The organism is Sphingobacterium mizutaii, from assembly GCF_900187125.1.
Classification (GTDB): Bacteria; Bacteroidota; Bacteroidia; order Sphingobacteriales; family Sphingobacteriaceae; genus Sphingobacterium; species Sphingobacterium mizutaii.
Map to the genome: position 1 here is coordinate 4227610 of NZ_LT906468.1, position 24437 is coordinate 4252046.

The window sequence follows — 24437 nt, forward strand, 5'->3', positions numbered from 1 at the left end:
CAAGCATTTTTGTAAATTTGCAAAAATATACTAGCGTGAACATCCAAGAAATATTAGATAAATACATCCTATCCGAACAAGTCAAGCGATTTACCAGTAGTATCCAGAACGGCAAACCGAAGGTCCATTTAAAGGGATTGGTAGGTTCGTCCGATGCCATGGTCGCTGCCGCCTGCTACCAGATAGAAAAACGGTTGAACGTCTTTATTTTGCCTACCCATGAGGAGGCCTCTTATTTCTTGAGTGACCTGGAGAGCTTATTTGATAATCAAATCCTGTTCTTTCCGGCATCTTACAGGAAGGCCTTCGATTTTACCATCTTGGACAGCGCCAATGTTCTGCAACGGGCGGAAACGCTGAGTTCACTGAACCGAAATTCTGAATTGCCAAAAATCGTGGTTACCTATCCTGAAGCCATTTCGGAAAAGGTAATCAACAAAAAGGACCTCGAAAAAAATACATTGGAAATCCGGGTTGGCACTAAGCTGAGCATTGATTTCATCAATGAGTTCTTGTATGAATATGATTTTGAACGCGTCGATTTTGTTTATGAACCGGGACAGTTTGCAATCCGCGGTGGCATCGTGGACATCTTCTCTTTTTCAAATGACCTCCCCTATCGGATTGAGTTCTTTGGCGATGAAATCGATAGCATCCGGACCTTTGAGATTGAATCCCAACTTTCAGTCAACAAGATCAATTCGGTAACTATTGTTCCGAATGTACAAGCAAAATTCCTGAGCAATAACCATATTTCATTATTGGAATATATTGAGAGAGATTCCATTATCTGGATCAAGGATGTTCAGTTTACGCTGGACATCCTGCAAGAAGGCTATAAAAAGGCTTCCAAATATTGGAAAGCCTTGACAGAAAAGGAAATCAAGGATAATCCGGATTGGGTGGATCCGAGATTTACCTTTACAGATGACAAAAACTTCAATGCCATGCTCTTTGAGTACCCATTGGTGGAATTTGGAAAGCAATTTTTCTATAAACCGGATGAAGAATTCAGTTTTGATACCCATCCACAACCTTCTTTCAATAAAGATTTCAATCTATTGATCCATAACTTTAAGGAAAATGAAAAGCATGCCATCCATAATTATATCTTTTCGGATTCCACCAAGCAGATTGAACGTATTTATGCCATATTAGAGGATCTGGACAAGACCGTAACCTTCACGCCTATATACAAGGCCTTAAGAGAGGGTTTCAGGGATGACAAGCTGAAAGTAGCCTGTTATACCGACCACCAAATATTCGATCGATACTATAAATATAAACGTAGAAAGGGATATGAGCGCTCCCAGGCGATCACCCTGAAGGAATTGAGTGAATTGAAGCCGGGTGATTACATTACCCATATCGACCACGGTGTAGGAAAATATGCCGGTCTGGAAAAGGTGGATGTGAACGGCAAGAGCCAGGAAATGATCCGCTTGGTCTATGCAGACAATGATTTACTGTATGTCAATATCAACTCCTTAAACCGTATTTCCAAATATTCTGGGAAGGAAGGAACTGTTCCGAAGATGAATAAATTGGGAACGGACGCTTGGGAGAAACTGAAAAGGACGACCAAGAAAAAGGTTAAGGATATAGCCCGGGACTTGATCATGCTCTATGCTAAGCGAAAAGCCCAAACGGGAAATGCTTTCAGTCCGGATACCTATTTGCAACGGGAATTGGAAGCCTCCTTTATCTATGAGGATACACCAGACCAGGAAAAGGCTACGGCTGACCTGAAAAAGGACATGGAATCGCCGCATCCAATGGATAGATTGGTCTGCGGGGATGTGGGTTTCGGTAAGACCGAGGTCGCTATCCGTGCTGCCTTTAAAGCTGTAGCAGATAGCAAACAGGTAGCGGTATTGGTTCCTACGACCATTTTGGCGCTGCAACATTACCGTACTTTCTCGGAAAGATTGAAAGGCATGCCGGCAAACATTGATTATATCAATCGTTTCAAAAGCAGCAAGCAGATCAAAGAAACCCTTAAGAAACTAGAAGAAGGTAAAATAGATATCATAATCGGGACCCACCGCTTGGTCAGCAAGGATGTGAAATTCAAAGATCTAGGCTTGATGATCATCGATGAGGAGCAAAAATTTGGGGTATCGGTAAAAGAGAAGTTAAAGGTCATGCGTGCCAATGTGGACTCATTGACCTTGACGGCAACACCGATCCCAAGGACTTTACACTTCTCCCTGATGGGAGCGCGGGATTTGAGTATTATCTCGACCCCTCCACCTAATAGGCAGCCCGTACAGACTGAATTACACGTCTTCAATGAGAGTTTAATCCAAGAAGCGGTGAGCTTCGAGATCGATCGTGGCGGTCAGATTTTCTTTATCCATAATCGGGTTGCAGACCTTCCTCAATTGGGCATGCTGATCCGCAAATTGGTTTCTGGGGCACGTGTGGGAATTGCCCACGGACAATTGGAAGGGGACGACCTGGAAGATGTCATGTTGAAGTTCATCAACCATGAATATGATGTATTGATTGCGACAACCATTATTGAAGCGGGTTTGGATATTCCTAATGCGAATACCATTATTATCAATCAGGCGCACATGTTTGGTCTGAGTGACCTCCATCAAATGCGAGGCCGTGTAGGAAGGTCGAACAAAAAGGCCTTCTGTTATCTCTTGAGCCCGCCATTATCAACCTTGACCACCGAAGCATATAAACGTCTATCGGCTATCGAGGAGTTCTCTGAATTAGGGTCCGGTTTCAATGTTGCGATGCGAGATTTGGATATCCGTGGATCAGGTAACCTATTGGGTGCCGAACAGTCGGGATTCATTGCCGAGATCGGTTTTGAAATGTACAATAAGATCTTGGATGAGGCGGTGCAAGAGCTGAAAGACGATGAGTTCGGCGAACTATTTGCCGATGAGGAAAACAGAAAATACGTAAACTTTACGCAGATCGATACGGATCTGGAGGTGATGATTCCGGATGAATATGTGACCAATGTTTCTGAGCGCTACAATCTGTACAACGATATTTCGAAGTTGAAGGATGAAGGACAGTTACAGAAATTTGAGAAGGAATTGATAGATCGCTTTGGGCCAATACCTGAGCCGGTGTTTGAACTGTTCAATACCTTAAGGCTGCAGTGGCTGGGTAAGGAGATCGGTTTGGAGAAAATATCCTACAAGAAACATGTTTTGAAAGGGTATTTCGTTAAAAATCCGAAATCTAGCTACTATCAGTCGGATAGTTTTGGAAAAGTACTGGGCTTCGTTCAGCAACATGCCAACAATTCCAATATGAAAGAAGTAAAAGGTCAATTGCGTATAGCTATCAATAATGTGAACAGTATTGAATATGCTATTGAATTGTTGAAACAGATGCGATAAGACTTTAAGGTCGAATGGCTAATTTATAGAGGAAGACAAAATAACCTCCAATAAATTTTAATACATATAGTAACCTATACTTTCTTTTTGATTTTCTTTTCGAATGAACGTACATAAAATGTCCTAATGTTGTTACCCAAAAGTAACCCACATTAGGACATGATACAATCCCCGATATAGGGTATTTTTATTCAACCGTTAGGAAGGTCGCATTAGCCATGATCAGCTTACCGCTTTCCCAAAAATTCCTAAACAACACATTGTCCGTCAAATAGATAACCGAACCCCTACCAAGGTTCTGCGTTCCGAAGACCATTCCATTTTTCAGTTTTTTGTTCAAGTTATGACCTACAAACCCGCTCATCTTTGAGTTTTCTGTGATGTAGCCCACATTCCAACCTTTGTTTGGTTCGAAATATTGAAATAGATTGTCATCCTGTTTCAGGGTGAAGTAATCTTTAACACCGAACATCAATGGGTGGGAATTATCGAAGGTCAGTTTGAAGATGGCTCCAGAGGTATAATTCTCCATTGCACCTCTTTCACGATCTCCATATTTCTTCAATGGACTTGGTTTAGATTTAGCAGAGGTATCTTGTTTTACCGTTTTCAATTCGGACCAAGATTGTGCAGCCAATTGACTTACTGCACTTTCAAGAGCAATGACCTTTCCACCTTTTCTAATCCAACTTGCAAACTCCTCGCTCTGGCCTTTGTCCTTTAGGAAAGAGTAATTCCCATTAGGCATAATGAATACATCGATCTCATCCCAGTCTACCCTAGCAAAATCGGTAGGATTGATCAGGATAATTGGATACTGCAATTGCTGATCAAAGAAATGCCACACCTCGCCCACATTGGTCGCTCTAAGACCTTCGCCAGCCATCATCATGACCTTTGGAGCCTTGATGGTCTTCACATCGGAACTTCCCAAATCCTTTCCTCCTTCTACAATTCCAGATTGGATAGCATAGGTTTTCACCTGTAACTTGTCCGCCTCTTCTTTCATGATCTTTTCTACATTCGCTTGTTTATTGCCGTTCTTCATGACCAAGAGTGATCCTTTTGGAAATTCATCCGAACCGATCTTGAAGCTCTGATCTGAGACTTTAACGGTGATCTTATGGCGTAATAGGGCAGCCAATAATTTTGCTGAAGAAAAACCATCCCATTTTACCGCATATCCAAAATTAGAACCAGTCGCATTGCTGATAGTCTCTAATTGGTAAGGATTAAGGTTGCTGATTTTCGTTTGGGAAGCTATAGCTGGAAGACCATAAACATAAGGCAAAGACCAAGCGGTAATATCGTAGGTAATCGAATCGGTCAGTTTCGCTTCCGGTTCAAACAGTACGCGAATCAAGGCCGCTTTGGATTGATTGCCCGGAATGACCAAATCCTTTTCAGTCAGGCTATGGTTCTGTTCCTTCTTACTGAAGTAATCAAAGCCCTTTACAGAACCTGAGGAAGAGTAATAATTGATCTTATTCTTGTCCAATAGTTCCATTAGGGAGCGCATGGTCTTATCACGGGAAGAGTCGTACTTGATCACATAGGTTTGGTAAGAAGAAAGTTTACCGGCTGCGGCATCATCTCCGAATTTCTTGAATTCAGAAACCACCTTAGCTGAGTTTTGGGAAACCACTTCAATAATGTTCATTCCTGAAGCATGGTGCTGGATAGCACGGTCCACCAATGTCAGTGTATCCTTTTCATCGGTATAGACTCCTAATCCTGCAGAACCATTTCCTGCTTTTTCAAAGGTCATACCGATGGCTCCAGAATAGATGGGATAGGTGTCCCCATAGGAGGGGTAAAACAGGTCGAAGCGTTCCTTGGTGAAGTAAAGCCAGCCTTTGGAATCAAAATATTTTGCATTATGCTTTCCAATGGTGGTCTGAAACTCCCTTTGCCATGGCGTGATCACCTCATGGAAGGGCTCAGCTGCCGGTGGAAAATAGTATGGCGAGTTAATTCCCTGTTCGTGGAAATCAGCATGGATATGAGGCAACCACTTGTTGTAGATGGCTGCACGGAAAGTACTTTCCTTCTGCGTTTGCCAAGCCCAATCACGGTTCATATCGAAATAATAATGATTATATCGACCTCCCGGCCAAGGTTCGCGGTGCTCTCTAGCATAGATCTCCGGATTGTACTTGATGCCCACGGTTCCGTTGTACCAATTGTTATAACGTTCGGTTCCATCAGGATTCAAGCAAGGGTCTAGGATAACCAGGGTGTTATCCAACCAACCTTTGCTCTTTCTGTTGTTGGGATTTACCAATTCGAATAAGGTCATCATGGAAGCTTCAATGGATGAGGTTTCATTCCCATGGATGTTATTGCTGATCCAGACAATGGCAGGACCATTACTGTTTCCCTCGCCTTGCGTAGCATGAGCAAGCTTCAAGTTATTGGTGCGGATATTTTCAAGGTTTCCGATGTTTTGGGCAGAAGAAATATAGAAAACCTTTAAGGGCCTACCTTCAGGGGTTTCTCCATAAGATTCCATTTTCACTTGGTTTGGGACCTGATCTGCCACATACTGATAATATTCCAAAACCTTCCAATGCGGCGTCACTTTGGTTCCCACCTGATAGCCTAGATATTCAGCGGGGGATTTGATTTGCGCATAAGAAAGTGTGGAAATAAAACAAGCCAGGATGGCCAGTATTTTTTTCATAGTATTAGAGGTTAATTAGGGTTTAATAATTTAAAATAATTCGTTGCTGAAATTAAGTATTTACAAGTTATTTTTTTAATTTTCAGTCCTTTATTTTTTAAACCCAACCTACTATGGCTCATTTAGAAACCGACCTCATCCATAAAGGCCAAGAATTCAACAGTAGTAAAGCTGTTGTAACACCCATTTATCAGACATCTACCTATTTTGCAGATGAAGATTTAAAGAACTATATCATTTCCGCTACAGAGACCAAGAATCCTAATTTTTACCATCGGCATGGTAATCCGACCAACTCACAGGCTGCGGCAATTGTAGCGAGTTTGGAGAAAACGGAAGATGCCCTGGTTTTGGCAACGGGGATGGCAGCTATCAGCACGGCCATATTATCAGTTGTGAAGGCTGGCGATCATGTGGTGACACAAAACTCCCTATATTCTGGCGCTATGCTCTTCTTTAAGAACTTCTTGACCGAGTATGGAGTGGAAGTAACCCACGTGGACCAAAAAGACAACGAAGCCTTTGAGAAGGCCATTAAAGCCAATACTAAATTGATCTATATTGAAACGCCCTCGAATCCAAACTTAGATGTCACCGACCTGAAGTTTATCGCTGAGCTCGGAAAGAAGCACCAACTGACCACGATGGCGGACAATACCTTTGCTTCGCCTATCAACCAGACTCCAACGGAGTTCGGGATTGATGTGGTAGTGCACTCGGCAACTAAATACTTGGGTGGTCACAGTGACCTAACTGCCGGGGTAGTCTGTGGAAGCAAGGAATTTATTGAACGGGTATGGAAAAGATCGTTGATGCTGGGCGGATCGTTGAGTCCTTTTGACTCTTGGTTGTTATTGCGTGGTCTTAAAACGCTTTCTATGCGGGTGAAGCAAATCAACAGCAATGCATTGGCTTTGGCCGAATACTTTGAAAAACATCCGGCAATTAAATATGCTGGCTATGTTGGGCTTCCTTCTCACCCTCAATATGAACTGGTCAAAAAACAGATGCGCGGTGGCACGGGCATGCTTTGCATAGAGGTCATAGGGCAGAATGAAGACGATGCTTATAAAAATGCGCAATCGGTATTGAACAAACTGGAAGTATTTGCCAATGCCGCCAGTTTAGGAGGTGTGGAATCCTTGGTGGTCCATCCGGCCAGCATGTGGGGTTCGCATCATGATAAAACCCAGAAATCTGTTTCCGGAATAAGCAATGGCATGCTCCGGATTTCAGTCGGGATTGAACATATAGACGATCTGATTGCAGATTTTGAACATGCACTAGAAGGAATTAAATAGAAGAAGCGGGTTAAGCCCGCTTCTTCTATTTTGATCTTATTCTTTAGTCAATCCTAACGGAAGTCAACTTCTCTGGTATCCAGACCTGCATCGCGCTCTTTCCTCTGTTGTTCCAAAGGAAATATGGAATTGCTGTAATTTCCTTTTCTTGTTGCAACACTTGATTGCTTGCCTGATCGATAGCAACGATAGGGGCTTTGAATTGGATCACGTTGGCTCCTCCAAATAAATCAGGCTTAAAGCTCACCTGAAACTGGGTATTCTCCGGAATAAACAGTCCATTCTTTGCATTTGGATTATCCACATCCTCCACCGCATAGACTAAGGGGCCATATTGTAAGGCAATGCGGTTTTGATTCTGTTTCAACTCATCGGATGATACAATGCGCTGGACTTCCATGTTCATCAGCATATCGATCTTATCGCCTTTTTTCCACTTTCTATCAATCTTCAAATAGCCATCTTCTACTGCAGCATTAACCGGCTTGCCGTTTACCGTTACGGTATAATTATTGGTTTTGTTATTTTTATAGTGATAAAGAGTGCTAGGGACTGGTTCCTTTAACCAACCTGGAATACGAACAAATACTGCAAATTCTTTCGCTTTCTTTGGATTCACTTCGATACTTACTTGTCCGTTCCAAGGATAATTCCCTGTCTGTTTCACAAAGACCTCGTTGTTATTCAGGTCTACCGTCGTTTCACTGCCTACAAATAGGTTGACATAGAGATCAGTTGCCGAGCGGCTGTAGATATATGAACCTAATGAAGATACCAACCTTGCAATATTGGATGGACAGCAGGCTGTTCCAAACCACTCACTGCGTTCGTAATTGCCATCTGAAGCCAGTGGATTACCATAGAAGAAACGGTTTCCAGAAAGGCTGATTCCATCAATGGCAGCATTGTAGAGGGTTCTTTCCAGGACATCGATGTATTTTGCCTGTGCCGAAAGCATGTTCATCCTCTGGTTCCAAAAGACCATTCCTACGGATGCACAGGTTTCACAATAGGCGGATTCATTCGGAAGGTCATAAGGTTTTCCGAATCCTTCATTGGAACCTTGGGCTCCGATCCCACCGGTGATATAATAATGCTTGTTTACCACATCGTCCCAAATGGCATCCATGGTCTTTACATAACCTGCATCCTTGGTCTCAGAGGCAATATCTGCAACCCCAGTATAGAGGTACATCGCACGCACGGCATGGCCGGTTATCTTTCTTTGATCACGAACTGGAATAGCATCCTGTGCATAATCAGGGTCTTTCCATTCATCCCAGATCTTGCCTACTCCATGACCTCTTCCTCTCTGTTCAACAAACCAATCTGCCAATTGCAAATAGCGTTTTTCATTGGTATGATGATATAATTTCATCAAAGCCAATTCAATTCCCTCATGGCCTGACACCCAAGGTTTATTGGGCACTCGGAAGTAATTATCAATATGATCTGCAAACTTGGTCGCTACCTTCAGCAATTTATCCTTGCCGGTGGTATTGTAATAGGCTATACCCGCTTCAATGAGGTGTCCAGCACAATAATCCTCATGCCTTTCCATATCTTTCCAGCGATCTTGCAGGCCATTTAGGGTGTAATAGGTATTCAAATAGCCATCAGGCTGTTGGGCTGCGGCTATTTTATCGATCCATACATCCGTATTGGCTTCAAGTTCTTTGTCTGGATAGTTCTTCAGTGAATACGCGATGGCTTCGATCGCTTTATAGACATCGGAATCATCATAATAAATCCCTTCATGTTTGCCAGAACCCTGGGCCACCTTCTCAAAATTCCTGATACGCCCCGTTTTGTCCTCCGTATAGGTTACACAGGCATCAATGGTAGCATTGGCGACCTTTTCCAATTGGGGTGACCAGAAATTATCTTCGATGGCAACCTTGGAAAAATTAATAGGATAAATCCTTTGTGAAGGGCTTTGTGCCCAAAGGCTCGCGGAAAACAACAGTCCCGCTGAACAAATCAGAAAGCTTCTCATAATGGTAGGGTTGGGTTAATTATGAAAAAAGCCAGAAGGGGAATTATCCCCTTCCAGCTTTGGTTATTACCAGAATATGGTATAAAGCGCTGCAGTGATACCGATAACAATTAAGGCACCAACGGCAAAGCCCGTTTTTGTTTTGAACATCGTAGCATCGATTTCAAGTCCGTGGGTAACCACGCCTTTTTTGTGCTCGTACATACTGATAATGTACATTCCGATAAGACAGAATATAAACACAAAACCGATCCTATCGATGAATGGGATTTCATACACGCCGTCCACAGGGATTGCAAATCCTGTGGATGCCAAAAATGAAAGGTCCATATAGCCCGGAAGGAACTTCAATACGATCGACAATAGGAAACCAACGATGGTTGCAAAAAGCGCTGCATTGGAAGTCGTTTTCTTCCAGAAGAATCCCAAAAGGAACATCGCAAATACCCCCGGAGATACAAATCCTGTATACTCTTGGATATATTGGAATCCACCTTTTTTATCAATACCTAGGTAAGGAGCGATGAAGATAGCCAAGATCATGGATACCACGATCGTGATCTTTCCTACATTCACCAATTTCCTTTCAGAAGCATCTTTATCGAAGATCTTTTTGTAGATATCCAAGGTAAATATCGTTGCCACCGAGTTTGCTTTTCCTGCTAATGAAGCTACCACCGCAGCGGTCAAGGCTGCAAATGACAGACCTTTCAATCCGGTTGGCAATAGATTCAGCAGAACCGGGTATGCCCTATCGGGGTTCAACTCCCCTCCCGCTAACATTTCTTGTTGGAATAGGCCATCATTGTACAATACAAAGGCAGCAATACCTGGTAACACAACGATCAAAGGCATCAACAACTTTAATCCAGCAGCGAATAACAGTCCGTTTCTAGCTGTTGGAAGGTCCGCTCCTAATGCACGTTGGGTAATGTATTGATTACAGCCCCAGTAATTCAGGTTGATGATCCACATACCCCCAATTAGAACTGAAAGCCCCGGTAGATCGATATAATTCGGATTGTCTGGTTTCAAGATCATATGGAAGTGATCTTGGGCTTTGTTATGAACGATTCCCAAACCATCCAATACGCCTCCACCACCGAAATGGTCAGACACTAGGTTTAACGCCAGATAAGTCGTCGCCAAACCTCCTAGGATCAAGAAGAATACCTGGATAACATCCGTATATCCAATTACTTTCATACCACCTAGGGTAATGAAGATAGCGAAAATAGCAAGTCCGATCATACAAGCCTGGAAGTCAATGCCAGAGATACTGGATACGGCCAGCGCTCCTAGGAAGAGGATCGAAGTAAGGTTGACCACAATATACAACAGCAACCAGAAAACAGCCATGATCATGGCCACCGTGCCATTGTACCGCTGATTCAGGAACTGCGGCATGGTAAAGATCTTGTTCTTGAGGTATACCGGGAGAAAGAACACCGCTACTACCACCAAGGTCACCGCTGCCATCCATTCATAGGTAGCAATTGCAAGACCGATCTTAAAGCCTGAACCGCTCATCCCGATGAATTGCTCCGCAGAGATGTTCGAGGCGATCAGGGAGGCTCCAATGGCCCACCAAGTCAAAGAACCTTCTGCTAGGAAGTAGTCTTTGGAATCTCCAGAGGCTGATTTCTTTTTATAATAAATATAAAGTCCATATCCTGCAACAATGATGAAGTAGCACAGGAATACAATATAGTCTTTGGTTTCCATTGAGATTAATTAGTCGTAAACTTATAAATAGATTTGCTGGTATAGGTATCTCCTGGATTCAAGGTAGTCGAAGGGAAGTTCGGTTGGTTTGGGGAATCTGGGAAATGTTGTGTTTCCAAGCATAAACCAGTACGGAAGCTATCCTTTACACCACTTTTTAGGGTTACATTATCTGCCATGAAGTTTCCACTGTAAAACTGTATCCCTGGCTCTTCGGTATATACATCCATCACAATACCGGATTTATCTCCAGTTAATGTGGCAGCATGGTTCAATCCATCAACCTTAGTCCCGTTAAGTACCCAGTTATGGTCATAACCTTTTCCAAATTTCAATTGCTCATCATCTAGTTGAATGTCCTTACCGATAGTTTTTGAAGTTGTAAAATCAAATGGAGTCCCTTTTACATCCTTCAACTCGCCAGTTGGAATCAAGGTGCTATCTACCGGAGTAAATTTATCCGCATATAGCTTTAGGCTGTGGTCGGTAATCGTTCCACTGCCTTCACCGTTAAGATTGAAATAAGCATGGTTGGTAAAGTTGACCACAGTTTTCTTGTCAGCTGTTGCTTTGTAATCTATTGCCAATTCATTGTTATCAGAAAGGCTGTAGGTCACTTCGATATGGATAGGGCCTGGAAAGCCTTCTTGTTTATCTGGAAGGGTATATGCAAAGGTAATGGCCTTATCATTAGCTGATGTCACTTCCCAATTAGCAAAATGGACACCTTTTAGTCCACCATGGAGTGTATTGGCTCCGTTATTGGTCGGAAGGGTGAAGTTTTCACCATCCAGAGTAAACTTACCTTTGGCGATTCGGTTCCCAAATGGCCCTACGATAGGCCCGAAATAGGGTTCTTTTGGATTGTTATAATCAGAAGCCTTGTTGAAACCCAATACCACATCAGTAAGGGTTCCGTTCTTATCCGGAACCTGTAAGGAAACAACCCTTGCTCCAAAGTTGGTAAAATACGCCTTGGCACCCGAAGCATTCTTTAACATGTAAAGTTTAGCTTCTTTACCATCAATATCTGACGTGAAAGTACTGGAGTCTAAGGTAGTAACAGTATTGCTGCTGGAATCAGTGGTCTGATTGCTTTCTTGCTTACTATTTTGCTGACATGCCACGACCGTAAATAGGCCGCATGCTAGCATAAGTCTAAGGATTGATCTTTTCATTTTCTGTTTATAATTGATTCTAATATACTAATTCTGAGCCATTATCAGTTTTCACGAAAATAGGTGTCAGCTCAAGGTTAAACTCATTTTTATAGGCTGGGGCAAGCGCTTCCACAAGCTGCTGACCAAAGCCTTTTTTGACAATATTGATCGTGCAACCACCAAATCCTCCACCCATCATCCTCGCTCCCAGCACTTCAGGAAAGTGCTTCGCTTTTTCTACAAGAAAGTCCAATTCCTGACAACTCACATCATATTCATTGCTCAAGCCTTCGTGTGCTCGGAACATCTGCCTTCCCATTTCTACGATATCGCCACTTTCCATGGCATCACAGGCTTTCGCTAGCCTCTCGTTTTCTTCCACAACAAACCTAGCCTTGATATAACTATCCTCATCAAACGGCCTGACCAATTCATCCAACATAATTATATCAACATCTCTTAAGCTCTTTACCTCGGCATGTTTCTTTTGGATCAAGGAAACAGCATGCTCACAGGCATACCTTCTATCATTATATGCAGAAGACGCCAAGGAATGCTTAACATTGGTATTTAACAATACGATCTCATACTCTCCTAATTCCAAAGGAACATAGGTATAGCTGAGATCCCGACAGTCTAAGCGGACAACATGCTTTGCTTTGCTCAAAACAGAAGCAAATTGGTCCATGATCCCACATTTCACACCTGCATAGGTATGTTCAGCAAGTTGACCGATCTTTGCGATTTCGACTTTGTCCAGTCCCAGACCGAACAACTCGTTCAGCCCATATCCAGTAGCACATTCAACGGCCGCTGAAGAAGATAATCCGGCTCCAACCGGGATATCCCCATCGATGTAAAGATTAAAACCCGAAAGTTCCAATCCTCTATTTTTTAATTGGTTGACTACCCCTAGAATATAGTTAGGCCAACCTTTATCCGAAGGAGCCACCTCTTTTAAGTCAACTGAATAAGGCTCTTTAAAGTCTTCGGCATATAGGTGTATTTCCGAATCCGTCCGCTTTGAAAGCGCTACATAAACAGCCTTGTCAATAGCAGTTGGAAGGACGAACCCTTCGTTGTAATCGGTATGTTCCCCGATGATATTGATCCTTCCCGGGGATTTCGAAACTAATGTAGGCTCTGTTCCATACAATTCCTTGAACCTAGCACTAATTTGGTCTCTTTCAATCATTTGGTATTTGATTTATAATGTACTGTGGGTTGATTTCTGATTATTTCCGCAGCTTTTTCAGCTGTAATATCACGTTGCGGATTAGCCAACATTTCATATCCGACCATGAATTTCTTCACTGTTGCTGAACGCAGCAAGGGTGGATAAAAATGCATGTGCCAATGCCAAAAGTCTTGATTTCCACTATTTACAGGGGCCTGATGCATTCCTGCAGAATAGGGAAAAGAAGTAGAAAAGATATTATCGTAACGGATGGTCAGTTCTTGTAAGGTCTTGGCGAGGTCGGTTTTTTCAGCATCGGTAAATTCCCTGATGTCCTTTACCTGTCTTTTGCTGATGACCAAGGTTTCAAAAGGCCATCCTGCCCAGAATGGCACCAAGGCGACAAAATGTTCATTATCTACGATTATTCTTTCTTTTTTCTTGAGCTCTAAGGCTAAATAATCCGAAAGCAATGAATGTCCATTTTTTTCAAAGTATTCTTTCTGCTGCTTTTCCTCCTTTTGGATCTCCATTGGGAGTTTGCTCTCTGCCCAGATCTGTCCATGCGGATGAGGATTGCTGCAACCCATGATGGAGCCTTTGTTTTCAAAGATCTGTATATATTTTATCCAATCATTCTCTGCTAAAGAAGAAAATTCACTTTGCCAAACATCCACAACCTTCCTGATTGCAGGGATGTCCATTTCAGGTAAGGTCAGATCATGCCGAGGAGTAAAGGCAATTACTTTACAGATCCCTCTTTCTGTTTCTGCTACCAAAAGACCTGCCTCGTTCATTTCCCCTTCCTCTGAATCTTTCAACAGGGCGGAAAAGTCATTCACAAATACAAAGCTCTCTTTGTAATCGGGATTGACACTTCCATCGGCTCTTGGATTTCTGGGGCAGAGGTAACACGTTGGGTCATATTCAGGCCTATTGTCAGCAGGCAAATCTTCTACTTGTCCCTGCCAAGGTCGCTTACTGCGATGGGGAGAAACAAGGATACTTTCGCCTGTCAACAGGTTCAAACGCCTGTGTGGAACATCATTTATAGCAAAATTAGGCATAGGTTGCGCTTAAATTAGTTTTCCTAAGATACAAATTCCATCAATTAATTGTAGTGGGTCCGTGTACTTTTAACACACCCTTGGAATCTATTTCTATTGGATCAATGAAAACGACCCGGTCATTCCCTGTTTTTGTGGTCCTCCCATGGTACACACAGTACATTTTGCCATCCTTACCAACAAATACCGAATTATGCCCCGTTCCTGTAACATCGCCCCCTTTTTCAGTATTCTTTTCCAATACCGGATTGAACTCCGATTTAACAAAAGGACCCAGAGGACTTTCCGATATTGCGTAACCCACCGCATAATATGGCCCTGCATAATGATTCGCAGAATACATCATATAAAAAAGACCATTATGCTTGAACAGATAGGAACCTTCCGTCCAACGTCGGTTGATTTCCTTATTATTGACAGAACGGCTTTCCCATTCCGCTTGTTTATCGTTTATTTTCATTGGAGGTCTCAGCAAAAGCCTGGGCTTTCCAATCACCCCACTTAGATCCGGTTTCAACTCAATACCATACACCCAACTCTCCTCAATTTCATCATAAATGCCATTCTTTTTTGCCCAATCAGCAATTTCGGACTCCACAGGATGTTTGTAACAACATCTGGAATAATAGAGGTATTTTTTACCATCTTCAGCGACATAGACATTGGCATCAATAATGGGATATCCGGGATCAAATAGCGGATGAGATTCAATATCTACAAATGGACCCGTTGGTTTATCCGAAACCGCAACCCCAATCTTATAGTTTTCCAGTTCATTGTTTGGGTTTTCCTTCCAATGGGCGCTATAGAACAAATAAAACTTATCGTCCCATTTATAGACCTCAGGAGCCCAAAAATCCTTGGTCCCCCAAGATTTCTCTTGTTGGTTATTGTAGATTACGCCTTCATTTTTCCAATCTTTCAAATCTTTGGAAGAATAGACCACAAAACCATTCTTTGTACCCCCAGTTCCATATAAATAATAAAGATCGCTCTGATCATCATATATGATATAAGGATCCCCTAAAGCAACTGACAGCGGATTTCCTGGTAATTCCTGTGCCTTGCCAAGCAAACAGAACAAGAATGACAATCCTAATAGCAAAAATCGTATGTTCATCTCTGAGTATTAAATAATAGGTTTCTGAGTTTTATTTCTTTCTGGCTTCCCTGTCCCGATTACTGGCCAGCCGTCTTTCCAATTCAGCGGATCTAGCATTAACATCCTTCTGCTCGTTCCATTCCCTAGCTTTCCATTGTTTTTATCGATGGCATGGTAGAAAATCCAATCCTTCCCTTTGGAGTCTTTGATGACCCCTGAAGTATGACCCGGTCCAACAATAGACTCTGATCCTTCTAGGATCAAACTTCCATGATTTCTTTCCTTGATATCCCGTCCATCTTTATCCAGATAGGGTCCCAATAGATTCTTCGATCGTGCAGTCAGCACATGGTATTTGCTATTTGCGCCCTCGCAACAACTTCCTTTAGAACCCAAGAAATAGAAATAACCGTTTTTCTTAAAGATGGTCACCGCTTCATAGTCTCCGGCAGCTATTTTATGCTTCTGCCCATTCAAGATCTTTTTCCCATCAGCTGTCAGTTCCAAGGCAAATGTCCCTTGTTCAGGGCTATCGGAGAAACTACCCCAGAAAATATATTTCTTGCCCTTATCTTCCATAAAAAAGGGATCAATGGAATTTGGCACATTGGCAGATTTGGAATCAAGCAATTTCCCCTGATCCATAAAAGGTCCTTTAGGGGAGTCCGAAATCGCCAATCCAAGACCTGGATTCTTATCTCCCCAAGTAGAGAAGGAATAATAGAGGTAATACTTTCCATTGACAAGGTTAATGTCTGGCGCCCAAATACCACCAGCCTCTTTCCAATTAGGTTTGGATTCAAAAGCAGGACCAACATAAGACCAGTTGACCATATCCTTGGACTCCAGAATCGGCACAAGGCGAGATCCTTTCCCATCATCCCAATTATCTTGAGTTCCATAGGCATAGAATAGTTTTGTTTTCGGATCTTGAATAACCGTGGGATCAGCGAGCACCGGTTCAAATACAGGATTCTGATAGGTACCATTTATTGGGCTTGTAACTGCAGCATTTTTCCTCGCACAGGAATCAAGAACAGAAGCCGACAACAACAAAATAGACACGAGCATTGAATTGCGCACCGAAGGAACACCGATAAATGTTTTTATATAGACCACACCTTTCAGAAACATAATTTGATTGAGTTTAAACAGGTTAAACAAGTAGATAAAGTTCAATTTACAGGAATTTTCTGAGAATCATGGGAATAAAAAAGAAAACCCTAAGCTTTTTTGGCTTAGGGTTTTCCTTTATTTGATCTTTTCCGTGAGGAAGACAATGTCTTTGTAATTATCTTTTTCATACAAAATACCGACAAGCTTAGGCTTCATCAGAACGATATCCGAATAGGCCGAATAGGCACCTTTATACCCTTCTGGAGCTTTGGCGATCAGTTTAGTGAAATACCAGGTCTTGCCTTTGTCCTTGGAAAGTCTCAAAGTCAGGTTATCCCTATTCTTTTCATCCGCTGCATTGATATGGGCCAGCACAAAATTCTTTCCTTTCTTCCAGGACAATACTGACCCTTGGTTGATTGGATCCGGAAGGTTAGGATCTGGAGCAGAACTCTGCCAGCTTTCACCACCATCATTGGAAACAGAAATGACACGTTGCTTTGGATTCAACTGTTGGTTCCTTGAGCTCATGTATACCTCATTTTCTCCAATCTGTGCAGCAGTAGACTCATTAGTACCTGGATAAGGCACATTCTGGCTCAACTTAAAGGTCTTTCCATGGTCATCCGAATAGAAAGCATGTGCATTCCAGTCCTTACCCTGCGCACTTGGATCTCCAGCACTATGGTTGGCAGCAATGTAAATCCTTCCTTTGTTCGGCCCTGAAACAAACTGGAATCCATGTCCAGGAGTATTCGCATAGGTTCTCCAATCTTCTGTAAAGGTATAAGCAGCATTAACCTGTGGCTGATTTGGTCTATGCGTTTGGCTCGTGATGTTCACCGGTTCGGACCATGTCTTGGCTCCATCTGTTGATGTGATGTACCATACCTCGCGCAAGCCCTTCCCTTTTCTCACTTCACCTTCATGGTTATTCCCCGTATTATAAAAGAGGAAAATCCTTCCTGATGGATAAGCCGGATCGGTTAAATCAACAACTGGAGCAACATTCCCAGCTTGAAGCTTATCATAATCCGCAGCAACATTCAGTTTCCCCCAAGTCTTACCTTGGTCCTGACTGATCTTATAGACGATATCTACGTTGCCATAATCCCCGGCATGGTCCACACGGCCCTCGGAGAAAGCGATCAGGTCTCCATTCTTATTTTTGATAATGGCAGGAATCCTATAGCTGGCATAGCCATCCTCCCCTGAACGGAAAACCACCGTTTCCTGAGCGGAAACAGCTGATATTAAGCATGCGGCAAATACTGATAAAAATAGTTTTTTCATATATAGTGTGTATTGATTTCTAATGATAAGGGATAAATGTAAACATCCATTTCGTTGGATTCTGCCAATCTTTCCCCTTAAAATCTCCGACTGGCAATTTGATCAATATATCGTTCCAGCCTTCTTTCAGCTGGATCATGCTTGGCTCCCTAAAAGAATAACCTTCATCGCTCAACGGCAATTCCAGACCACCTTTCTGTCCCGGATGTTTCCATTTCGGAGCAGGGATCTTCACGCCATTGACGAAAACCTGGCTGTGCAGATCATCCCAAGTCCCTTCAGCTGGTGAATCACTGGCATAAGAACGGGACAGGTTCGCAAAACCTATCCAAAATGGCTTTTCTTCTGCCTTTTCACTCCAGACCCTAGATCTCGCATAAAAGGTACTATTAGGCTTAGGCGAATCTATCACCCCCGGAATAATATCAGCCCACCAATGTCTCAAGACAATGGTCCCGCCGACTTGATTCTTATAAACGGCGAATTGATCGCTAAAAGGATCTTTTTCAATAGGAAACTCCTTCGTTAAATCGCCTGCATTATCATAAGGACCGATCATATCCCAGGACATTTCAGTCTGCCTCTGATATGGAAATGGAAGGTTGGCGAAATATTTTGATTTATGCGACAAGAGTCTTTTCTCAAATGCTGCAAATTCATGGAAAGCTTCTGTTTTTCTTTTTGGAAGAAAGGCCTTCCAACCTAATTCACCGCCTCCTCGCCATATTCTTTCCGCAAAGGTTATCATCCCTGGATAAACCGCACTCTGCAGGAACATATCCTCAGGCTTTTCAACGGCACGGTCCGGCCAAGAACATAGGATGGCACCAGGGAGCTGTTGACTTTCCTTTTCCTGCTCAGCAAACCTTCTGAAAAACAAGGTGGTCACTGTCTCCAAAGGATCCATGTGGTTGATATAAAGATGCTTGGAGTCCAAATACTGGAATTTAGTATTTGGATCAATGGCTTTGGGACCACCCATCCACATTTGACGGAGCGTAGATGATTCCAAATTACTTCCCGGATCCCAACCATAGGTCTTGAAACCCAAGGATTCCACATATTTCGTGATTTCCGGCATGAACTTCTTATTACTGATCTTCACCTCATCCCCACCTATATGCATTTGCTTGAGCTTAGGAAAGGTTTCAGCAAACTCCTTGAGCAATTCCTTGATGTACACAATGCCTTCTTCACTCTGCATATTGACCTTAAAGAATCGTTCAAAAGCAGCAGAATGCCCTGGCATATCAATCTCTGGCAGGAATAAAATATGCCTATCCCTACAATAGTCGATCAACTCCTGAAACTCTGCTACCGTATAATATTTCCCTGCCCAACGGGTCATGTTCTCCGCAGCGGTTAGACCAGGATATTTTTTACTTTCCAATCGCCAAGCAATATCCTCCGTGAAATGGAAATGCAGAACATTGAGCTTATACTTAGCCATAACATCGATCTGCTCTTTCACCATGGACATAGGCTGATAGTTCCTTCCCACATCCAACAAGAATCCCCTAAAGGAATAAGCAGGCTGGTCCTTTATGTTCACTAGAGTTACTTGCTTCTCATGAAATTCCATTTGCGCCAAGGTCTGAAGAGCATAGAAAATCCCTTTACTTGCTAAGGCTTGAATATGGATACCTTTTATATCGATGTTCAATTCATATCCTTCATCAGAATCAATTCCTTCTAGGCTTGAAACGACTTTCAAGGAAATAGCAGGTCTTTTTTTATTCTTCAGGATCTGGATGTTATGTCCTTCTAATATATCTTTTAACAGCTTGACCTCATTCTTTTCAATGGATGTGCCAATTTCAAGATGCACCCCTTTGGACAGGTCCAGTTTATTTTCAGACCATTGTATCTCTTGAGGCATTGGAATCAAAGCTTCCTGAGCGTTCAAGTTATTTACAGCAAACAGACCGAATAACAATAAAATATAATGGGCTATCCTATTCATAGTTATCCTTGTTCTTAAATTGATTGATAATGGACCAACAGTACCATTCTTGCCTCGGCAGATGGAAAGGCCCCTTAAATAGGTTCCCTTTTGCAGTTTGGGCTATTCCTCCATCTTGATGTAGATAACCAAACCATTCCCCATTTTCCTTATCATGGAAATGGGTATAGGCATATTCATGGATCTGCTTATGCATGGTAGCATACTTCTCATCCTTGGTTATCAGATAAGCCAATAAGGTAGCTATGATGGCTTCATTCTGTGGCCACCAAAATTTCATGTCCTGCCAATACTCTTGGACAGGCTTGTTGTAGACATCCCTAAAATACAGAATACCGCCAAACTCCCTGTCCCAACCTCTTTCCCACATATAGTCCAGCATCCGCAACCCTAGGTTGATCAATTTCTCATCCATATTTCTATGGACAGCTTCATGTAGGATAAACCAAGCACCCTCAATAGCATGGCCCGGATTAAGCGTCCGTCCATCGATATGATCGATGATGCTGCCATCAGGAGCTACTTGCTCCATCACACAGCGGATATCATCTTTCACAAAATAATGTTCTATCTCTTGGATCCAATTTGCAATCGCATCATCACAGCGAGGATCCCCAATGGTCTCCCTTAATTGCTGCGCGGTATTGCACATGATCATCGGAATACCTATCCCGCGGCTTGGCCGGGTTTCCTCAAACTTTGGTTCCATTCTCCGTTCACCATTGGCATACTCCAAACAAATCCCAAACAGATCACGGGCTAACTGAGCAGCTTCCTGATCACCTGAAGCCTTAGCATAAGCAGCACTGGCAATCACGGCAAAAGTCTCAGAGAAAAAATAACGGCGCATACGGATTGGATTGCCTTCCTGATCCACATGGAAATACATTTTTCCTTCTGCATCAAAGCATTTGTTTTTCAAGAATTCATAGCCCAAACGCGCACCTTCCAACCATTCTTCCCTTGGTTCCACCGTATTATAAAGGGTAGAAAGCAACCAACAAGCACGACCTTGAATCCAAACGGCCTTATCGGTATCAATCAATGAACCATCTTGGTCTCGCATCAATAGGTACCCGCCATACTCATGATCAAATGACCGCGGAAACCAAAAAGGAACCGTATCATTGACCAATTGATCATTATAAAAATCTGCTAGTGCAGTTAGCTCTTCGTTATTGTACATACTTTTTTATCTTTTGATCGAAAATGTGGAAACAGGCACTCCCTCCTCATTCACTAAATTTGCCCTTGAAAAAGGCTTGTATCCATAATATATCTCCATTAAACCCCTGGGATTTTCCAGGAAAACCGAATTCCCTTTTATTTCCACGACCTTGAGATCGACCAAATTTCCGTCTTCATCCTTAGCCTGAAAACCTGTAACTTCTTTTGATCCCATTGCACTTAATTGCTTGGCATGACTGAACCTTATTTCATGTATATCTTCATTTTCATAAGAATATATAGGTTGGGGACTGTCTGCATTATTATCTTTCCCAAATTCATGCTTCAAGACCAGGTTTGCCAATCGCTTCCCGATGATTAACTTCTCCCTTGGATGTACATCCAAGGAATCACCAAGATCAGAACTGACAGCCATATAGACATCCTTCAATTCATTGCTGAGCTTTCTTTGGCTATCCCTGAATTTTGGCAAGGAGGGCCGATCTAAACTGGAAAGCTGAACCGTATAAAATGGCAACCTTTCCCTTTTACCCAAAAAAGGCTTATAATTCTCTCTCCAAGAAGCTATTAATGTCTTGAATAAGTGTTCGTGCAGTTCAACGTTATGTGCATTACTTTCCCCCTGATACCATAGAATCCCCTTTAATGAGGCATCATTCCACTTATTATACCCAGCTTCAAAATTATAGGCCGGTTCATAGGGATGTCTTTGGTTCTTGACCATGGATTTCTTCAGGTTAACCTTCGCTCTGTTCTTACAGAAATCCTGGATGAAATCAGATTTTCGCCACCCGTGGATATAAGTCGCCAAAAGCGGATCTTCCTCCAAGCTTCTTCTCGGAATCCAAGACTCGGTATTCGAACCGCCCACGGCAAGTTCAATAATGCCGATCGGAACCTTCGTTTCTTGTTCCAATGCTTCTGCAAAACTGTAGGCAATCGCTGAAAAGTTGGCGGCATTTTCTGCTGTTAACTTCTCCCATTTCCCAGAAAAGTATTCCAGGTCATTTACTTTCTTTAAAGTAGCTTCATCCCACTCTTCATTATTCGTTTCCTTAAGGACCTTGTTCTTAAAAATCCGAATACCATTGTGTTTGAAAGCCTCCTTGATCAATTCCTTTGATCCATTGGCATCCTTTAACGGAAAAGCCATATTGGACTGCCCTGATGCCAAGAACACATCCCCAAACAATATATCTTCTAAAATTATCGTATCCTGATCCGTATAGATTTTCATCCTATATGGTCCACCCGCAGGCATGGTAGGTATATCAATTCCCCACTCCCCACTGACTTCAGCAATGGATAAGTAAGTTCCTCCATCCATTTCAATAACTACAGCCTGTCTAGCATTCGCTTTGCCTTTTATTCGATTAGTTTGATCCCGTTGCAATACCATATGCGATCCTATACTTTCATTTACGGAAAGCTTTTGCCTAACGGGAACTATTCTGTCGAAAATGGTCTTTGCAATAATTTCGGCTCCTTGTTCAGAAGGGTGTAGATAATCATCAAATAGATCGATACGAAAAGCTAAGGGCGGATAGAGATCCACGAGCTTGTGGTAATGTCTCACCGCTACGGCGCCTATTTCTCCCTTGATATCCCAGTACCAATCTCGAGTTCCCGAAAGGAATCGAGGATGTCCACTAAAAATTGGCGTATTTTCACATACATAGACTTCCACCTTCGGATTTCCGTTTTTAAAAAGAGAGATCAGTTTATTATAATCTTTTTGAAAGTCCATTTGGTAATTAGGCCAATTTCTTGGATCTGTATCATTCAAGCCTAAATTAATGACAACCAAATCAGGTTTAAAGGCTAGCGCAGCCTCCAGTTCCTCTGATTTCAGATAAGGATTATGCCCTTTTTCCAGTAGCGTTGCACCATTTCTCCCAAAATTGCCTACTTCATAGCCATCGCCCAGTAATTGCTGCAATTGATCCGGATAGGTTTTCCCTTTGGCTAAATTGGATCCTTTGGTCACTGAATCACCAATACAGGCCACCCTCTTCTTTTGTTGGGCAAAAAGAAAGTTGAACGATAGAATGAACAAGAAAAGTAATTTAATCGATAGCCTCATTTCCCTTCGGTTTTAGTACGGCCAATTGAATGATCAAAACGATCAACACAATTCCCGCCAATAAAGCAAAATCACTTCCAAGTTGTCCCTCATCTGCAGAGGCTCCAAGAATCTTCGTGATATAAGCACCTGCAAATACACCGACCATATTCATGATCCCATAGGCCGTTGCCCTGTATTTTGAAGACACAAACTGACAAAGGATCGGCATATTATTGGCATCAAACATCCCAAAACCGAAGCCGAACATCAGTCCTGCAGCAACGATCGCAAAGACACTGTGCCCATATCCGATCAATATAACTGCCGGAATGGTCAATGCCAATCCTATGGCACTGGTATAGATCCTTCCGCGCACATTCTTTTGTATCCATTTATCGGAAATAATCCCTCCTAGGATTACTCCAAAGAATGAGGACAGGGCTATGGTAATGGTTGCCAATGGACCTGCTTTTTCCATAGGGATATGCAGGTTTTCCGAGAATAAGGTAGGTAGCCAGTTCTTGGTTGCCCAGCCAGGCAAACTTGGAACAGCAAAATATAATAGGATGACCCAGAAAGCAATATTGGAGAACAAGATGGAAAGCCCTTTCAACAAAGGAACCTTGTTTTCCACTAGCTTCTTGGCATCAGATCGATGATCAGTTTCATGTAAAAATAGAATAAGGACGACGGAATAGATGATTCCTATCAATCCAAACAGGATAAAGGTATAATGCCAGGAATAGGATGCAGCAACGGTGGCACCAAAACCGCCCAAGGCCTGTCCAAAATAAAAACCGGTCATGTGGATCCCAACGGCTAGGGACCTTGATCTGTCCGAATGGTAATCCGCAATCAATGAAAGTCCTGCCGGAATGTACAAGGCTTCACTGACGCCCATGATCGCCCGTAAGGCATACAGTTGCTCATAAGTATCGGCATAGCCCATCGCTAGGGTAACTGCCGACCATACAAACAAACTCCCTACGATCAACCATTTCCGGTTCCACTTATCGGCAACAATTCCTGCTACTGGACTCATAAAACCATATATCCAAAGAAATACGGCCATCAGGTTACCAAATACCGCAGCACTTTCCAATTCCAAAATATCGATGGCCATTGCAGGTCGCATGGTTGATAAGATCTGGCGGTCCATATAATTCAGGAGTGCCACAAACCATAACAAGCCTACAACGATCCAAGGATATCTTTTACTGTTTTTCATAG

15 protein-coding genes are annotated in these 24437 nt (G+C 42.6%); 2 read left to right on the forward strand and 13 right to left on the reverse strand.

Annotated elements, in window-relative coordinates; genetic code table 11:
* The first annotated feature begins 35 nt into the window (after positions 1-35).
* Positions 36-3371, forward strand: a complete 3336-nt coding sequence (mfd, locus tag CKW03_RS18290) for a transcription-repair coupling factor (RefSeq protein ID WP_093099688.1) — start codon at positions 36-38, stop codon at positions 3369-3371.
* A 187-nt stretch (positions 3372-3558) separates the two neighbouring features.
* On the opposite strand, the gene CKW03_RS18295 is transcribed toward mfd, so the two are convergent.
* Complete coding sequence (locus CKW03_RS18295; protein WP_093099307.1) at positions 3559-6054, reverse strand: M14 family zinc carboxypeptidase; 2496 nt, start codon at positions 6052-6054, stop codon at positions 3559-3561.
* 113 nt (positions 6055-6167) lie between these two features.
* Between CKW03_RS18295 and CKW03_RS18300 the strand changes: the two genes are divergently transcribed.
* Positions 6168-7355, forward strand: coding sequence for a trans-sulfuration enzyme family protein (locus CKW03_RS18300; RefSeq protein ID WP_093099309.1), 1188 nt, complete (start codon positions 6168-6170; stop codon positions 7353-7355).
* Positions 7356-7398: 43 nt separating this feature from the next.
* On the opposite strand, the gene CKW03_RS18305 is transcribed toward CKW03_RS18300, so the two are convergent.
* The 12 genes from CKW03_RS18305 to CKW03_RS18360 all read right to left on the reverse strand — a co-directional run bounded on the left by CKW03_RS18305 (position 7399) and on the right by CKW03_RS18360 (position 24435).
* Positions 7399-9351, reverse strand: a complete 1953-nt coding sequence (locus CKW03_RS18305; protein WP_093099310.1) for a glycoside hydrolase family 127 protein — start codon at positions 9349-9351, stop codon at positions 7399-7401.
* A gap of 66 nt (positions 9352-9417) precedes the next feature.
* On the reverse strand, positions 9418-11076 hold the full coding sequence (locus tag CKW03_RS18310; RefSeq protein ID WP_175486323.1) for a sodium/sugar symporter: 1659 nt from the start codon (positions 11074-11076) through the stop codon (positions 9418-9420).
* Positions 11077-11081: 5 nt separating this feature from the next.
* Positions 11082-12254, reverse strand: coding sequence for an aldose epimerase family protein (locus CKW03_RS18315; RefSeq protein ID WP_093099313.1), 1173 nt, complete (start codon positions 12252-12254; stop codon positions 11082-11084).
* 19 nt (positions 12255-12273) lie between these two features.
* Positions 12274-13431, reverse strand: a complete 1158-nt coding sequence (galK, locus tag CKW03_RS18320; RefSeq protein ID WP_093099315.1) for a galactokinase — start codon at positions 13429-13431, stop codon at positions 12274-12276.
* Positions 13428-14480 (reverse strand): UDP-glucose--hexose-1-phosphate uridylyltransferase, encoded by a 1053-nt coding sequence (locus tag CKW03_RS18325; RefSeq protein WP_093099316.1) that lies wholly within the window; start codon positions 14478-14480, stop codon positions 13428-13430. The genes galK and CKW03_RS18325 overlap by 4 nt, the downstream gene beginning before the upstream one ends.
* A gap of 40 nt (positions 14481-14520) precedes the next feature.
* Positions 14521-15600 (reverse strand): glycoside hydrolase family 43 protein, encoded by a 1080-nt coding sequence (locus CKW03_RS18330; protein WP_093099318.1) that lies wholly within the window; start codon positions 15598-15600, stop codon positions 14521-14523.
* 9 nt (positions 15601-15609) lie between these two features.
* Positions 15610-16716, reverse strand: coding sequence for a family 43 glycosylhydrolase (locus tag CKW03_RS18335; RefSeq protein ID WP_236736532.1), 1107 nt, complete (start codon positions 16714-16716; stop codon positions 15610-15612).
* Positions 16717-16833: 117 nt separating this feature from the next.
* Positions 16834-17991 (reverse strand): sialidase family protein, encoded by a 1158-nt coding sequence (locus CKW03_RS18340; protein ID WP_093099319.1) that lies wholly within the window; start codon positions 17989-17991, stop codon positions 16834-16836.
* A gap of 19 nt (positions 17992-18010) precedes the next feature.
* Entirely contained in the window at positions 18011-19954 is a 1944-nt protein-coding gene (locus tag CKW03_RS18345; protein WP_093099321.1) for a family 20 glycosylhydrolase, read from the reverse strand.
* Complete coding sequence (locus CKW03_RS18350; RefSeq protein WP_093099322.1) at positions 19947-21140, reverse strand: AGE family epimerase/isomerase; 1194 nt, start codon at positions 21138-21140, stop codon at positions 19947-19949. Before CKW03_RS18350 ends, CKW03_RS18345 begins: the two co-directional genes overlap by 8 nt.
* A gap of 6 nt (positions 21141-21146) precedes the next feature.
* A complete protein-coding gene (locus CKW03_RS18355) occupies positions 21147-23225 on the reverse strand; it encodes a GDSL-type esterase/lipase family protein (protein ID WP_093099324.1) in 2079 nt (692 codons plus the stop codon).
* Positions 23209-24435 (reverse strand): MFS transporter, encoded by a 1227-nt coding sequence (locus CKW03_RS18360; protein ID WP_093099325.1) that lies wholly within the window; start codon positions 24433-24435, stop codon positions 23209-23211. The genes CKW03_RS18355 and CKW03_RS18360 overlap by 17 nt, the downstream gene beginning before the upstream one ends.
* Positions 24436-24437: the final 2 nt, after the last annotated feature.